The sequence below is a fragment of the Acidimicrobiia bacterium genome (genome assembly GCA_041393965.1).
Taxonomy (GTDB): Bacteria; Actinomycetota; Acidimicrobiia; order Spongiisociales; family UBA5794; genus UBA5794.
The window spans coordinates 85,024-99,564 of record JAWKJB010000003.1; the positions used below are offsets into that span (position 1 = coordinate 85,024).

Consider the following 14,541-nt stretch of genomic DNA (forward strand, 5'->3'; position numbering starts at 1 on the left):
ACCCCCGCCGACGACATCGTTGGAAGCGGGGACCCGAGCGATGTCGACACGCCCCGCATCTGCGGGTCGGGTGGCCAGAATCGGTAGCATTCCCGCCATGCAGGTCTACAACACGATGGAGCGTGCCGTCGTCCCGTTCGATCCCAAGGATCCCGAGCGGGTGACTATCTATGTGTGCGGGCCAACCGTGCAATCCGAGCCCCATCTCGGACACGGTCGATCAGCGGTCGCGTTCGATGTGTTGTGGAGATACCTCGAGTGGGTTGGCTACGGCGTCGAATTCGTTCGCAATGTGACCGATGTCGACGACAAGATCATCGATCGCGCGAACGAGATGGGCTTGACGACACAACAGGTCGCTGCTGAGGCGTTTGACTCCTTCACCGTTGCGTACGACCGGCTGGGCAACCGTCGACCGACGATCGAACCAAAAGCCACCGAGCACATCGACACGATGATCAAAGCGATCGGCTCGCTCATCGACCGGGGGGTCGCCTACGAGTCCGGCGGCGATGTCTACTTCTCGGTTCGGTCGTTCGAACCATACGGCAAGCTCTCCCGGCACGACCTTGACGACCTGCGAATCGGGGATCGCGTCGACCACTCCTCCAACAAGCACGATGTTCTGGACTTCGCGCTCTGGAAGGCTGCGAAGCCGGACGAGCCCGCGTGGGACAGCCCATGGGGCCAAGGACGACCCGGATGGCACATCGAGTGCTCAGCGATGGCCGCCGAGTACCTCGGGCAGCCTTTCGACATCCATGGCGGGGGCACCGATCTCATATTCCCGCACCACGAGAACGAGATCGCCCAGGCCGAAGCCGCCACTGGCGATACCTTCGCCCGGTATTGGATGCACAACGGCATGCTCAACCTCGTTGGCGAGAAGATGTCGAAGTCCACCGGACATGTTGTGTCCCTGCTTGACGGGCTCGACCGCTGGGATCCGATGGCCATTCGGCTGTTCTACCTCAGGACGCACTACCGAAAGCCCCTCGACTTCTCCGAGGATGCCATTGGCGACGCGGAAGCGAGCCTCGAACGGCTTCGGGCGTTCCGTCGTCGAACCGTCGGCTTGGTCCGTCAGGAAGCTGATCCGGAGGTTCTCGGGGAGTTCCGAAGCCACATGGACAACGACCTCGATGTTGCCGGCGCCCTCGGCGTCATCTTCGACACGGTGAGGAACGCCAACGCGGCCATGGATCGAGGGTCCACGCCGTCCGCATCGATTACTGCCGTGGATGAGTTGCTCGCAGTTCTCGGGCTCGATGTGGATGCCCCGACCGACGACGCGGTCGATGTGGATTCCCTTGCAGACGAGCTCGACATCGCGGATCGTTCCATCAACGGTCTCGTGGCAGCGCGCGACGCGGCGCGCCGCGACCGCGACTTTGCTCGTGCTGACGCCATTCGAGACGGCCTTGCGGAACGAGATATCATCATCGAGGACACACCCGATGGCACGCGCTGGCATCGGAGCTGACCTCGAGGGCTATCACGCCATCCGAGCGGCTCTCGACGCTGGGCGGGTTCGCTCCCTGAAGGTGGAGCGAGGTCGAATCGGGCACGCCGAAATCGCCGTACTCGTCGAGGACGCCACGGTCCGCGGCATCGAGGTGATGCTTGTCGACGATGTGCGCGAGGGAGCTTCCACGAGTGCACCCCAAGGTGTGGTCGCCGCCTGTGAACCGATTCGAACGATGGCGCTCGATGAAGCAGCCACGACGGGTGATCCACCTGCGCTGCTCGTGATGGACCATGTCGAGGACCCACGGAACCTCGGCGCCGCTGCGCGGTCCGCCGACGCGGCGGGAATCTCCGCCATGGTGGTCTCGCACAACCGGTCCGCTCCACTTGGAGCAACGGCCTTCAAGGCAGCGGCCGGTGCGCTCGAACGGCTCCCGGTTGTGTCCGTCTCGTCGATTCCGGATGCGCTGCTGCGGCTGAGCAAGGCCGGGCTGTGGTGTGTCGGGCTCGACGGATCCGCTGATCGGTCGCTGCTCGGACTCGACCTGCTCGGTGAACCGGTCGCGGTGTGTGTCGGAGCCGAGGGTCGCGGCCTTTCCCGTCTCGCAGCCGAACGGTGTGATGTGCTGGTTCGCATCCCGATGGTGGGATCCGTCGAGAGCCTCAACGCTTCGGTCGCCAGCGCCCTCGCGTGCTATGAGGTGGCTCGCGTGCGCGGCTGGGTATCCTGATCCCCGTGCTGGCGTAGCTCAGTTGGCCAGAGCAGCCGCCTTGTAAGCGGCAGGTCATGGGTTCGAGTCCCATCGCCAGCTCTGACGATTCCCAAGCGCGGTCGTCGGACCGTTGAGGCGTCCGACCGGCGGTCGGTTCTCGTGGTCGAGGTCCGCCACCGATACAATCGGCGAGTGGCCGACGAGCACCGCGATTACGACGAACCCAAGGGCCGGAACCTCACCATGGTGATTCGCCGTCTCGGTGTGTTCTCATGGTCGATGATCGGTGTTTTGATCCTCACGGCAATCGTCTTCTGGCTCATCGACAAGGGACGGATCGTCCTTGCACCGCTGTTGCTGGCAGTGGTGATCGTGTTTGTTCTCAATCCGATGGTCTCGTGGCTTCACCGTCGCGGTGTTCCCCGGATCCTCGGTGCCCTGCTCGGCTTCCTCGCCTTCTTCGCAGGGCTCGCTCTCGTCGCCGTCGTGGTTACTCCCGACATCATCGACCAGACCCAGTCGCTCGTCGACCGCTTCCCAACGATCTTCGACGACACCGCCCAGCAGCTGCGCGATCTGCTCGACGACCTCGGGTTCGGGAGCATCGCGGTGTGGAGCTATCAGGATCTGGTGGACTACCTCAACGACCCCGGCAATAGGGACACGCTCATCGATCTGTTGACCGCCAACATCGGGAGTGTCACCGCTGGTGTATTCGAGTTCATCCTCGTGTTCCTCATCGGTCCCGTCCTTGCGTTCTACTTCCTCGTCGATCTTCCCTCAACGGGTGAGAGGATGGTCGGGCTGATCCCCCCGAAGAAGCGGGGCGAGATGATGCATCTCGGCCGTCAGCTCAATGTCGCGCTCGGCGGGTTTCTTCGAGGGCAGCTCGTCGTTGCGCTGATCGTCGGTTCGCTGCTCTCCTTCGGATACTGGTTGATCGGCCTCGATTTCTGGTTGCTGATCGGAATCATCGGCGGCATTCTCAACATCGTTCCGTTCCTCGGGCCCTGGATCGGTGGTGCGCTCGGGGTCATCGTGGCGCTCACAACAGGGGACTTCTCGACGGTGGTCTGGGCGGTCGTCGTCGCCGTCGTTGTGCAGCAGATCGACAACAACTTCGTGTCGCCAACGGTCCTGCGCGCAACGGTTCGGCTGCACCCCACGGTCACCCTGCTCGTCCTTGTGCTCGGCGGAGCCCTTGCGGGCATCTGGGGCGTCATCATCGCTGTGCCGCTGACGGCCTCTCTCAAGATCCTCGTTGGTCACTGGTGGCGAACACGCGTCCTCGGGCAGACCTGGGAGGAGGCAGCAGAGGCGATGTTCGACGAACCGGTGGTGCCCCGTCACCGCCGAACCGGTGAGCTTCCGGTCGTGATCGCAGGTGATGCGAGCTCGGTCGACACCGATTGAGACGACACCGATTGAGACACGCTTGAGACACGATTGAGACACAGAGGGTCTGTCGATATGGCCTACGACTCGTCGGTCGCCGTCTCGTCGTCAGCCACATCCTCGCTGGCGTCTGACTCAGTCGCCTCTGACCCAGTCGCCCCTGACCCCACCGGCGGTGGGGGGAGATCCTCTTCGACTGCCTCGGCGACGGGGGATGTCGTCGAGGGTGGTGTCTGGGCGTCATGAGCCGAAATGGCGGCTGCGACGGCCTTCTCCGATTCCTGTCGGGTCACCAGGATCGCAACGACTGCGGCGATGATGCCGACGAGCACCACGATCCCCAGAATGATCCAGATCCAGATTGAGCCGGATCCTCCGAAGGACGACTCGGCGACGATGTTGATCGATCCGCCAAGCGGGATCTTCCACACCAAGCGGCCGTCACGGACCTCATCGGCGTTGTGCTCGGTGACCTTGCCCGGCATCTTGATGATGATGTTCGCCGAGATGATGTCATCGGTGATCTGGGAAGGGTCAAACCCGAAATCCCCGCCGAGATCGTCGGTCTGCTGTCCCTCGACCGACGCCGTGAGCTTCGCCCCATTGTCGTCGAAGGAGTACGAGAAGTTCGAGAACCCTTCACCGGCGTCCCCACCGTCCCATGTCGACAGGTCGTCGATCTCGGTGGAGACGGTCCAGTAGGTCATGTCTCCTTCGCTGCGCGTTTCGATCGGCCCGTCCCCGTCGAAGCCTTCGAACAGACCGTCGAGGAAGTCGTCCTCCGAGGCCCCGACTGAGCTGGTGATGAGGTCACGGAACTCATCATCCATACCGAACTCGACGGTGAAGGTCGCTGAGCCGTCCTCGTTGATGTCGAGTCCGACATTGGACTCGAGACGGCATGCCGCCAGCACGAGTGCGAGGATTCCGAAAATGAGTGCATATTTGCGCATGGTCTGCTCCCCTGGGTGGGGTGATGGTAGGCGGGGGATTGCAGCGTTGCGAGAACCGATAGGGTCAGGAGATGGAGGCTATCGCCGCGGAACTGCGGGCATCGTTCGTCGGAGCGTATCCGGCGTATGTCAGTCGCTGGTTCGCCAAGCGAAGGATCACGCCCGACGAGATGCTCGGCGACGCTGTTGTTGCCGGCACCCAACAGCTCGATCGCTTGCTCTCGGCCGCGGGCGAAACGCCGATCGCGGAACAGCGCAGGGGACCGCTTGAGTTGTTCGCAGATGGGCTCCGGCCAGTTGCAAGGGCGCTCGCCCACACCGGCATCGACCCGTTGCCGGTCGGCCAGCGATCACGACTCCAGGATTGGGATGTGTACGGCCTGGCACCCGGCTCGTCCCAGGTGTTGGGGGAGCGCGCACATGCTGCACACCTCGCGTGGGGTGTCGCACGGGCAAGCGCCGCTGGCGTTGGTGTGGGCGCCGGCCGCCGCCCACCGGAGCGTCCGGCTGTTCAGGTCGTGTGCCGGGATGCAGACGCTGGCAGGATCGCAGCAGCACTCACGGCCGCGGGGTACCGGATCGCCCGCGACGATGCGGTACGGGTCGTCGTGGTGCTCGTCGATGTCGACATCTTCCCCGACTCGATCGCGACCTTGGTCGACAGCGGTCGGCGCGTGCTCGCGTACGGTGACTCCGTCAACGACCTCACATCGCCCGGTTGGCATTCGGCAGGCGTGTGGAGGGTTGCAAGCCGAGCCCGGGTCCTCGAGCAGCTTTCCACGCTGCTACCCGGCCTCGCGTGATCCGTATCGCGCCGCGATCGCCGCCGACAGGTAGTTGGTGAGCCCGACACCGGCCTTGTCGAGGTTCGCGGCGAAGCGCCGATCGCCGGTATAGAGCTCACCGAGACCGCTGTGGATCTCCGGGGAGCAGTCGTAGAACCAACGGCTGATATGCGCTCGGTGCGCATCCACCGCATCTGCGGCTCTCGGGTCATCCGCTGCGACGGTGTTTGCCATCAGACCGAGGAACTGCTCGTACACCGCGTCGGCTTCGGCGGCAATCTCCTTCCAGTCGGCTTCGGTGTAGGTCGCCGTTCGCGCGGCGGACTGTCCATAGGCGTCCGTGTCGCCCCACCGCTGTCGCGTCTCGTCGTCGTACTGGGAAGGATCGAAATCGCCGAACACGCTCAGCTTCTCGTCAGGGGTCATGGGTGCTCCTGTTCTGTGTGCGAGGATTGCTCGGTCGAGCATGGTGCCGATCGAGCGCAGCCTTGATATCTGGTCCGTGACGCGACGCCGCTCCTCGATGAGGGCTTCGGTGGGATCCGTGCCGCCATCGATGATTGACCGGATGTCCTCGAGACCAAGGCCGAGTTCCCGATAGACGAGGATCGTCCGCAGTCGGTCGAGGTCATCATCGCCGTACAGGCGATAGCCGTTACCGGCACGGCTCGACGGTGTGAGCAGTCCTATCTCGTCGTAGTGGTGCAGGGCCCTCACGGTGAGTCCCGACAATGCGGCCACGGTGCCAACCGTTCGCTGTTGCATCCCTCCACCGTAAACCATGACGCAGCGTGAGGGTCAAGCCGACGAGGGTGCAGTACTTCGGAGCGTCAGGAGCGGAGCCGGAAGATCCGCTTCAGGACGACAAGGCCACCGATGACCGCCCCGAGGGCGACCAATGCCTTGCGAGCGTCGATGATGACCGTGGCATCGCCTTCGATCGTTCCGGCGAAGAGCATCCCGATCTTGCTGTGGTCGGCCTTGACGGTGTCGGCGATCGTGATCATCGCCCCCGCCGAGGTGAAGGTGACATTGTCGGCGCTCACCAACACCGCGCCGCCCAGCTGGAACGAGGCGTCGGTTGCCTCTGCCACCACCACACCACCCTGGTTGACGGTGAGGGTCCCGGCCGACGCCGACTGGATGCCTCCTTGGGTGACCGTGACCGTGTCCGCTTGCACGACGCCGGCGCCGCCCTGGTTGATCTCGACCGTTTCGGCGTTGACCTCGTCGATGACCTCGATGTCGTGATCCATGGTGTCCTCAGTTCGAGCGCGTAGCGATGTCGGTGCCAGTTTACGGGAGCGAACGCTTCGTCATCCCAGACGGTGACAACGGGCAGCCCGCGCGGTCAGGATCGCGACCCACGGGCCGCGAGCTGAACATCCCGCCCTGCCTGGATGTGGGCGATCATCTCCTTTTCGGCCCGTGCGGCATCTCCGGCGAGGAGGGCATCGAGGAGCGGGACATGCTCGTCGACCACATGTTGGATGTGGGCGTCCGAGCTGAACGCATGCGCGTACATGCGTAGCCCGATGCTCCGAGTCCAGACGGAGTCGAACAGCTCCACGAGCACCGGGTTTCCGGTCGCTCTGACGACTTCTCTGTGAACGGCCTCGTTTGCGCGAAACGCCTCAGTGACGGAGACCGGTTCGGACTCGGCGTGTGAACGCACCATCCGCTCGAGCTTGCCGAGTGCGGCTGCATCCTGGGCCTCGGCGACCGCCCGGGCGGCGAACCCCTCGATCGCGATGCGGGCTTCGTACAGGTCGTTGATGTCGTCTTCGGAGATGTCCCGGACGAAGAACCCCCTTCGCTGCACGAACTCGAGGATCCCCTCTTGTTCGAGGCGAAGAAGGGCTTCACGAACCGGGGTTCTGCTCACCGCGAGGTCGGCAGCGAGCGACTCTTGGATGAGCCGGGTACCGGGGGGGATGGTACCTCGCACGATCGCGTCGAACACCTGCTCGTAGACCGATTCGGCAAGCCGGGTCTGTGTCTGATCGATCTTGCTGAACACCGTGTTCCTCCCCACTGACGCGGCCTGCAGGCTACCGACCCGCAACCGTGGTGGCGACGGATTGTATTCCGCATACACCCCGTCGTTGGGCCCTTCTCCTCAACGCGGATCCCCACGACACGGATTCCGATAAGTGAGTTGCGCGCTCAGAAATTTCTGTATACCGTATTCAAGCAGATCGGGTGGCAGGAAGTAGCTGCGCTCGCGAGGGAGGTACGAATGTCCTGTAGAAACAAGCCGGTGGGCAGGTCCGTTCGAATGAGGTGGTTCACGATTGTCACCGTGATCGCCCTCCTTGCGGCGGCATGCTCGTCGGGATCGAGCGACGACACGACGACCACTGCCCCGGGCGGTGAAACGACAACGACCGCAGGCGGTGAAACGACCACCACCGCGGTGGCTCCCGGTGTCACCACACTCGACGATTGGCTTGCCGCCGATCTGTCCAACTGTGCGGACGCCCCGACGGGTGAGCCGTTCATCATCGGGTACGCGGCCGACTTCTCAGAGGTCGGCGGATTCGCCGACGAGCCTGGGGCGGACGCTGCCAAGTTCATGGTCGAGCTGATCAACTGCGCTGGCGGCGTTGGCGGGCATCCCGTCGAGATCATCGTCAAGGATGTGCAGGGCGATCCCGATGTCACCCAGCGCGCAGCGACCGAGCTTCTCGACGAAGGCGTCCACGCCCTCCTCGGACCACCGTTCTCCGATTTCGGACTTCCGTTGCTCCAGGTGGTCGGCGGACAGGTACCGGTCATCTTCGTTGCATCGACCGAGCCCATCCTTGCGAACGAGGAGTCCCTGTCGTTCCTCGGGACCTTCGACGACACGAGGCAGGCGACGGAAGCGGCGCTGTTTGCTCGCGGCCTTGGAAACGAATCCGCGGTGACATTCAGCATCCCGGGTCCGTACTTCGGATACAACCCCGAGGTTTTCACCAAGGTGTTCGAGGATGACGGTGGAACCGTTCTTTCGGACTACACCTTCGGCTTCGAGGATCAGGATTTCTCGACGCAGGTGAACGCCATTGCTGGCCTCGCCGAGCCGCCGGATGTCCTGTTCACGGCGATGCTCACGCCACAGCTCGGGGTGTTGATCCCACAGCTCACCGCTGCTGGCATCACACCGACCTATGTCTTCGCGGATGCCGCGGACGCGACAAGGGTCTGGGATCTCGGCGCCGATGCCGAAGGCGCGTACTTCGTGAGCCATGCCTTCCCGTCACCGGACAACCGGATGCAGGACTTCCTCGACAAGTATGAGGAGGCAAACGGTGAGCCGCTTGCAACCTTCTCGTTCGGGGGTCTCGCGGCCGATGCGGTGGTGCTGATGACCGATGCGTTCGTACGATCAGGCTTCGCCCTCGACGGCGTCACGATCGGCGAAACCCTCAAAGGGGCGTCGGATGTCACCGTTGTGACCGGGACGGTCAGCTATGCGGGCTCGAACGGTGTCCAGCAGAAGCCGCTGTACATCCTCCAGGTCAAGGGCGGCGATGTCGCCCTCGCCGAGGTGGTTGGCAGCTCCTAGGGACCAAAGGCACCCTTCCATGCTGGAGGTGGAGGGTCTCACGACCCGATACGGATCCATCACCGGCCTGCGCGACGCTTCGATCGTCGTGCGGGTCGGTGAGATCGTCGGCATCATGGGTCCGAACGGTGCCGGAAAGACCACGCTGCTCAACACCATCATCGGGTTACTAAGACCCTCCGCCGGACGCATCGTTTTCCGCGACGATGATGTGACTGGTCTCAGCCCGGAGGCCATGCTGCGCCGAGGCATCGCCCTCGTTCCCGAGCAGCGACGCCTGTTCAGCGAGCTGACCGTCGAGGAGAACCTGCTCGTTGCCGGCGTCACCAGCAAGGCAGTCGACCGCCACAAACGGCTCACTGAAGTGATGGACCTCTTTCCGGTTCTCGGTGACAGAGCGACCATGCCAGCGGGGTTTCTCTCGGGTGGGGAGGCGCAGCAGCTCGCGATCGGGCGGGGCCTGATGAGCGGGCCGGAGCTCCTCCTGATGGACGAGCCGACGCTCGGCCTCGCCCCGAGTCTTGTCACCATGGTGTTCGATCTCGTTGAGCGTCTTCGCAAGGACGGGACGACGCTCGTTGTCGTCGAGCAGAACGCACGGCGCCTCCTCGAGATCGCCGATCGCGCCTACCTCCTGCGAACGGGCAATGTCGTGGCTGAGGCAACCGCAGACGCCCTCAAAGAGCGCGACGACCTCTTCGATGTCTATCTCGGTGCAGCCGAATGAGTGTTTTCGTCCAACAGCTGGTGGATGGGATTGGCCAGGGAAGCATCTACGCGCTGCTCGCGCTCTCCCTTGCGGTGATCTTCGGCGTGATGCATCTCGTGAACTTCGCCCACGGTGAGTTGATCACGGTCTCGGCCTATGTCGCGTATGGGCTGTCGGTCGCGGGCTACGGATGGGCCGTGATCATTCCGGCGATTCTCGTGACCTCGGTCATCACATCGATCGCCATCGAGTTCCTTGCGTTCCGTTGGGTGAGGGGATCTGACGAATTCACCATGCTGCTCACATCCTTCGGCGTGCACTTCGTCGTCAGCGCCCTCTTCTTGATGTTTGTCTCCCCGAAGCCGCTCAGTTTCCCGAAGCCGGGTTGGATCTTCAACACCGTCAATGTGGCGGGGATCAGCTTCGAGGTTTTCGACCTGGTGACCGTCGCCGCGACCCTTGCAACGCTGTACGCAACGGCGTGGGTGCTGCGCAAGACCATGTTCGGGATCACGCTGCGGGCCGCCTCGCTCGATTTCGACGCAGCAAGGCTCATGGGTGTTCGGTCCAACGGTGTCATTCGGGGGGCCTTCGCAATGGCGGGCGTCCTCGCCGGGGTCGCAGGCGTGTTTTGGCTGATGAGGACCGGCACCGCGAGCCCCACTGCAGGGTTGACACCGTTGCTGTTCGGCGTGATCGCGGTCGTAGCGGGGGGTCTCGATAGCCTGCGTGGCGCCGTTGTTGGAGGATTCGCGCTCGGGATCGTCCAGGTCATGTTGCGCGGGTTCCTCCCGCCGCAGTACTCGGGCCTCACCGAAGGACTGCTCTTCGTCCTGCTTGCCCTGCTGTTCATCTTCCGTCCCCAAGGCCTGATCACCGTCAGCCACGCGGAGCGAGTGTGATGCGGCAGCGCCTCCTTGATCGGTGGGTGCTTCCGGTCGGGGGCCAGCTCGTGCTCGTCGGGATCCTCATCCTTGGCGGCGTGGCGTACGCAAGCGGAGGCCAGGGTGGTGGCCGCGACCTCCTCGTCACCCAGGTGTTCATCAACGCGATCCTCGTCGTGGGACTCCAGGTCTACATGGGCAACACGGGGGTGCTCTCGTTCGGGCATATGGGCTTCGCCGCCATCGGTGGATACACAGTCATGCTGCTGGTGATGGATCCGACCATGAAGGACATCCTCATCCCCGATGCGCCATTCGGCGTCGGTGACATCTCCATCGACCCGCTCGCTGCGACCGTAATCGCCATCGCCCTCGTGGCCCTCTTCGCATTCGTCGTCGGTTTGGGACTGATCCGAGCGGTTCGGTACGCGGGCCCGGTCGCTGCGACGATGATCACGCTTGCGCTGTTGTTCCTCGTTCGTGAGGTGGCGGCCAACTTCGTCACGCTCACGGCAGGGAACCGTTCCGGACTGGCTCTGGGACCGGGTCAGGGACTCGACGGCAAGCTCTGGGTCTACATCGGGCTGGTGTTTGCGGTCGTGGTCGCGAGGCTGTTCCGTGAAAGCCGACTTGGGCGACTCGCACAGGCCACACGCGACGATGACCTTGCCGCGAGGGCCATGGGGATCAACCCCGCCGTTCCGCATATGGTGGCGCTGCTGTTGAGTGTTGTGCTCGTGACGGTCGGGGCGTCGTTGCGGGTGCTGTCGCTCGGCTCGATGACACCCAACTTCTTCTTCTTCGACCTCACCCTGTTGACCCTCGCGATGCTGATCGTCGGCGGGAGGGGAAGCGTCACCGGCAGCCTGGTTGGCGTCGCCGTCATCACGGTCGGCAACGAGGTCGCCAGAGTCCTCGCAAGTGACTCGGTGACCGTGCCGGGCCTCGACTGGTTCCTCAGGCCCGGACTGTCGGCGCTGTTCCTCGGCGGGGCGATGCTTGGCTTCATGATGCTGCGACCGCAGGGCCTGTTGGGGGATCGCGAGCTTGAGGACCCCCTCCGACGGCGCCTTCGCGAGAAAGCCGATCCGCCGGAACCACCGACGAGCCTCCCGGAACCGGGTGATGCTCGACTCGTCGGCACGGATATGACCGTCCGTTTCGGAGGTTTCGTCGCCGTCGACGGTGTCTCGATCGAGGTTGCTGTCGGCGAAGTGGTAGGCCTCATCGGTCCCAACGGCGCTGGGAAGACGACGCTGATCAATGCCATCACCGGGGTCATCCAACCGAACAGCGGCACTTGGAGCCTCGATGGTCACGACCTCAGCGGGCTGCCCTCCTTCAAGGTGGCGCGGCTCGGCATCGCCCGCACCTTCCAAAACCTCAGGTTGTTCCAGAGCCTCACCGTGCGCGAGAACATCGCCGCATCAGCGATCGTTGCGGCCCGCCACCGCAGCGAGTATGCCGCCCCCGCTGCCGATGCCCTGATCTACGCCGTTGGCCTGTGGGATGACCGTGAAAGCCGCGCCGGTGCCATCAACTACGGCGCTGCGCGCAAACTCGAGCTTGTCAGGGCTGCCGCTCTCGCCCCAGGGATCCTCCTCCTCGACGAACCGACGGCGGGGATGTGGGAAGAGGACTCGGTTGCCATGGTTGGCCAGATCCGACAGGTCGCATCGTGGATCGGGGCGGGCGTGCTCGTGATCGACCACGATCTCCATTTCATTACCGCGATCTGTGATCGCATCTATGTCCTCGACCAGGGGGAGATCATTGCCCACGGCTCCGCCGAGGAGGTGAAGGCCGACCCACGGGTGCAGGCCGCCTACCTCGGCACCGATGAGTGAATCGAGTGCCTCACTGGAGACCGCGCGTACCGGGTTCCAGGAGATCGGGGGCTCCAAGGCTGTGGGTAGAGTTCGTCAGCCAGCGGAGGACGACGAGGCTGTGAGACACGAGCACAAGCGGGCCTTCATCACCGGGGCTGGATCCGGTATCGGGCGAGAGACGGCCCTCCGGCTGTCGCGGGAAGGGGCGTCGATCCTCGCAACCGACATCGACCTCGATTCCGCGAACGAAACCGTCCGGCTGATCGAGGGCGAGGGTGGTGCTGCGCTCGCGGCGCGCGTGGATGTGCGCGAACGAAGCGAGATCACCGCAGCGGTCGATCTCGCGAGGGATGCGTGGGGTGCCATGCATCTCCTCGTCAACAACGCCGGTCTCGTCACGAAGCATTCGCTTGCTGATCTGACCGAAGAAGCATGGGATCTCGTCGTGGATGTGAACCTGAAAGGTCAGTTCCTCGTGGCACAAGAGGTCTCGAAGCTCATCGCCGAGTCAGGCGGTGGCGCGATCGTGAACCTCTCGACCGTGGAAGCACTGGTGGTGGTGACGAGTGAATCGACCTCCCAGCCGCACTACAACGCAAGCAAGGGCGGGGTCCCGATGCTCACGAAGGCCCTCGCGGTCGAGCTTGCCGCCGCGAACATCCGGGTCAACTGTGTTGCGCCTGGTCCCGTGGCCACGGACTTCTTCGACTATGAGGCCGTGACGAGCCCCGAGGCGTTCGAGTTCATGAAACAGCGGCTCCTTGTTCAGCGAGTGGGGCTGCCGAGCGACATCGCATCGGCGATTTCGTGGCTCCTGTCCGAAGAGTCTTCCTTCGTCGATGGGATTCAGCTGATCGTCGACGGCGGCTGGACGACTCGATGAGCGGCCACATCCTCGAACCGTCGCAGCTCGAAGGGACCGGCATCCAAACGGTGATCATCGCGTCGCCCGACCTCACAGGCCGCTTGATCGGTCGACGGGTTCCGACGCGCCGGTTCGAGCAGGTGCTCGAAGATGGCGTGGATGTCTGCACCTGCGTGTTTGCCTGGGATGTGAAACAGGGGCTGGAACTCATCGAGGCCAATGTGTTGCCCCTGTGCGGTCTGCACAACGGCGTGCCCGATGTCACGCTGCGCGTCGACCCCGACTCGTTGCGGAGAGCCGCGTGGCTCGACGGTGTTGCGATCTGCTTCGCTGATCCGGTCGATGCGGAGACAGGTGAACCGTTGGCGCTGTCGCCCCGTGTCATGCTCAAGAGAGAGCTTGCTCGCCACACCGAGCTCGGGTACGCACCGAAGACCGGGACCGAGCTCGAGTTCTACCTGTTCGCCAACGATGCCCGCGCATTACGCGACGACGGGTTTGCGAACCTGCGACCGACGACCGCCGTCTCCTCCGACTTCATGATCCATGAAGGAAACGCCTACGAACCGTTCTTCCAGAAGCTGCGCCGCGACCTCGCAGACAGCGGAGTCGAGGTCGAGGCTGCCCAGGCCGAACTCGGCACCGGACAGTGGGAGATGACATTCGCCTACGGGGATCCACTCGAGATGGCCGATCGGCACAGCCTCTACAAACTCGCGGTCCGCGATGCCGCGATCGCGTCCGGGATGTCAGCGACCTTCATGGCAAAGCCGCTGAGGGATCAGCCCGGATCGTCGTGCCATGTCCATGTGTCCTACCAGTCGCTCGATGGCGACGAGCTGTTCTGGGATGGTGAAGGCGAACACGACATGAGCGCCTTGATGCGCGAAGCGATCGGCGGCGTCTTGGAGGAGGCGCCGGGTTTCATGGCGTGGTATGCCCCAACGATCAACTCGTGGCGGCGGTCCAACTCGATGGATGCAGCAGGTTGGGGCCGCACATGGGGCTTCGACAATCGCACGGTGACCGTCCGCGTCGTCGGCCACGAACCGAAGCGCTTACGATTCGAGTTCCGGCTCCCCGGAGCGGACACCAACCCGTACCTCACCCTCGCGGGTCTGCTGGCGTCCGCCCGTTCGGGGATCGTTTCGCACCGCGGGTTGCCAGCGCCGGTGGCAGGGAACGCCTACGAAGCGCCGCGAGATGATCAGATGCCGGTGTCGCTCAGCGATGCGATTGTGGCATTCGAGGCCTCGACCCTTGCCGCAGAAGCGTTCGGCACCGATGTGGTCCATCACCATGCCACGGTCCTGCGGCACGAATGGTCGGTGTTCCTCTCCGAGGTCTCCGTGTGGGATCTTGAGCGGTACTTCGACCGGATCTGAAGACCG

14 protein-coding genes and 1 tRNA gene are annotated in these 14,541 nt (G+C 63.8%); 11 read left to right on the forward strand and 4 right to left on the reverse strand.

Annotated features, from left to right (window positions below; genetic code table 11):
- Window positions 1–97: 97 nt before the first annotated feature.
- The 4 genes from cysS (at window position 98) to R2823_09115 (ending at window position 3,593) form a co-directional block, all read left to right on the forward strand.
- Window positions 98–1,483 carry a cysteine--tRNA ligase gene (gene cysS, locus R2823_09100; protein ID MEZ5176346.1) on the forward strand — a complete coding sequence of 462 codons (1,386 nt, stop codon included), beginning with the start codon at window positions 98–100 and terminating at the stop codon, window positions 1,481–1,483.
- Entirely contained in the window at window positions 1,458–2,198 is a 741-nt protein-coding gene (gene rlmB / locus R2823_09105; GenBank protein MEZ5176347.1) for a 23S rRNA (guanosine(2251)-2'-O)-methyltransferase RlmB, read from the forward strand. Before cysS ends, rlmB begins: the two co-directional genes overlap by 26 nt.
- A gap of 7 nt (window positions 2,199–2,205) precedes the next feature.
- Window positions 2,206–2,279: transfer RNA gene (locus R2823_09110), tRNA-Thr, on the forward strand.
- A gap of 93 nt (window positions 2,280–2,372) precedes the next feature.
- A complete protein-coding gene (locus R2823_09115; GenBank protein ID MEZ5176348.1) occupies window positions 2,373–3,593 on the forward strand; it encodes an AI-2E family transporter in 1,221 nt (406 codons plus the stop codon).
- 62 nt (window positions 3,594–3,655) lie between these two features.
- Here R2823_09115 and R2823_09120 read toward each other — a convergent pair whose 3' ends face one another.
- On the reverse strand, window positions 3,656–4,528 hold the full coding sequence (locus R2823_09120; GenBank protein ID MEZ5176349.1) for a hypothetical protein: 873 nt from the start codon (window positions 4,526–4,528) through the stop codon (window positions 3,656–3,658).
- Between the two features lie 71 nt (window positions 4,529–4,599).
- Between R2823_09120 and R2823_09125 the strand changes: the two genes are divergently transcribed.
- Window positions 4,600–5,331: a hypothetical protein gene (locus tag R2823_09125; GenBank protein MEZ5176350.1), complete on the forward strand. Its 732-nt coding sequence runs from the start codon at window positions 4,600–4,602 to the stop codon at window positions 5,329–5,331.
- On the opposite strand, the gene R2823_09130 is transcribed toward R2823_09125, so the two are convergent.
- From R2823_09130 to R2823_09140, 3 genes are all read right to left on the reverse strand, one after another.
- Window positions 5,314–6,078, reverse strand: a complete 765-nt coding sequence (locus R2823_09130; GenBank protein ID MEZ5176351.1) for a MerR family transcriptional regulator — start codon at window positions 6,076–6,078, stop codon at window positions 5,314–5,316. The genes R2823_09125 and R2823_09130 overlap by 18 nt on opposite strands.
- 65 nt (window positions 6,079–6,143) lie before the next feature.
- Window positions 6,144–6,569 carry a hypothetical protein gene (locus R2823_09135; GenBank protein MEZ5176352.1) on the reverse strand — a complete coding sequence of 142 codons (426 nt, stop codon included), beginning with the start codon at window positions 6,567–6,569 and terminating at the stop codon, window positions 6,144–6,146.
- A gap of 95 nt (window positions 6,570–6,664) precedes the next feature.
- On the reverse strand, window positions 6,665–7,333 hold the full coding sequence (locus tag R2823_09140; protein MEZ5176353.1) for a GntR family transcriptional regulator: 669 nt from the start codon (window positions 7,331–7,333) through the stop codon (window positions 6,665–6,667).
- 258 nt (window positions 7,334–7,591) lie between these two features.
- On the opposite strand from R2823_09140, the gene R2823_09145 reads away from it, so the two are divergent.
- Genes R2823_09145 through R2823_09170 form a run of 6 tightly spaced genes read left to right on the forward strand, consistent with a single transcriptional unit; the run spans window position 7,592 to window position 14,535 of the window.
- Window positions 7,592–8,863 (forward strand): ABC transporter substrate-binding protein, encoded by a 1,272-nt coding sequence (locus R2823_09145; protein ID MEZ5176354.1) that lies wholly within the window; start codon window positions 7,592–7,594, stop codon window positions 8,861–8,863.
- 19 nt (window positions 8,864–8,882) lie between these two features.
- A complete protein-coding gene (locus R2823_09150; protein MEZ5176355.1) occupies window positions 8,883–9,590 on the forward strand; it encodes an ABC transporter ATP-binding protein in 708 nt (235 codons plus the stop codon).
- Window positions 9,587–10,474: a branched-chain amino acid ABC transporter permease gene (locus R2823_09155; protein MEZ5176356.1), complete on the forward strand. Its 888-nt coding sequence runs from the start codon at window positions 9,587–9,589 to the stop codon at window positions 10,472–10,474. Before R2823_09150 ends, R2823_09155 begins: the two co-directional genes overlap by 4 nt.
- A complete protein-coding gene (locus R2823_09160; protein MEZ5176357.1) occupies window positions 10,474–12,303 on the forward strand; it encodes a branched-chain amino acid ABC transporter ATP-binding protein/permease in 1,830 nt (609 codons plus the stop codon). Before R2823_09155 ends, R2823_09160 begins: the two co-directional genes overlap by 1 nt.
- Complete coding sequence (locus tag R2823_09165; GenBank protein MEZ5176358.1) at window positions 12,296–13,168, forward strand: SDR family oxidoreductase; 873 nt, start codon at window positions 12,296–12,298, stop codon at window positions 13,166–13,168. Before R2823_09160 ends, R2823_09165 begins: the two co-directional genes overlap by 8 nt.
- A complete protein-coding gene (locus R2823_09170) occupies window positions 13,165–14,535 on the forward strand; it encodes a glutamine synthetase family protein (GenBank protein MEZ5176359.1) in 1,371 nt (456 codons plus the stop codon). Before R2823_09165 ends, R2823_09170 begins: the two co-directional genes overlap by 4 nt.
- The last annotated feature ends 6 nt before the right edge of the window (window positions 14,536–14,541 follow it).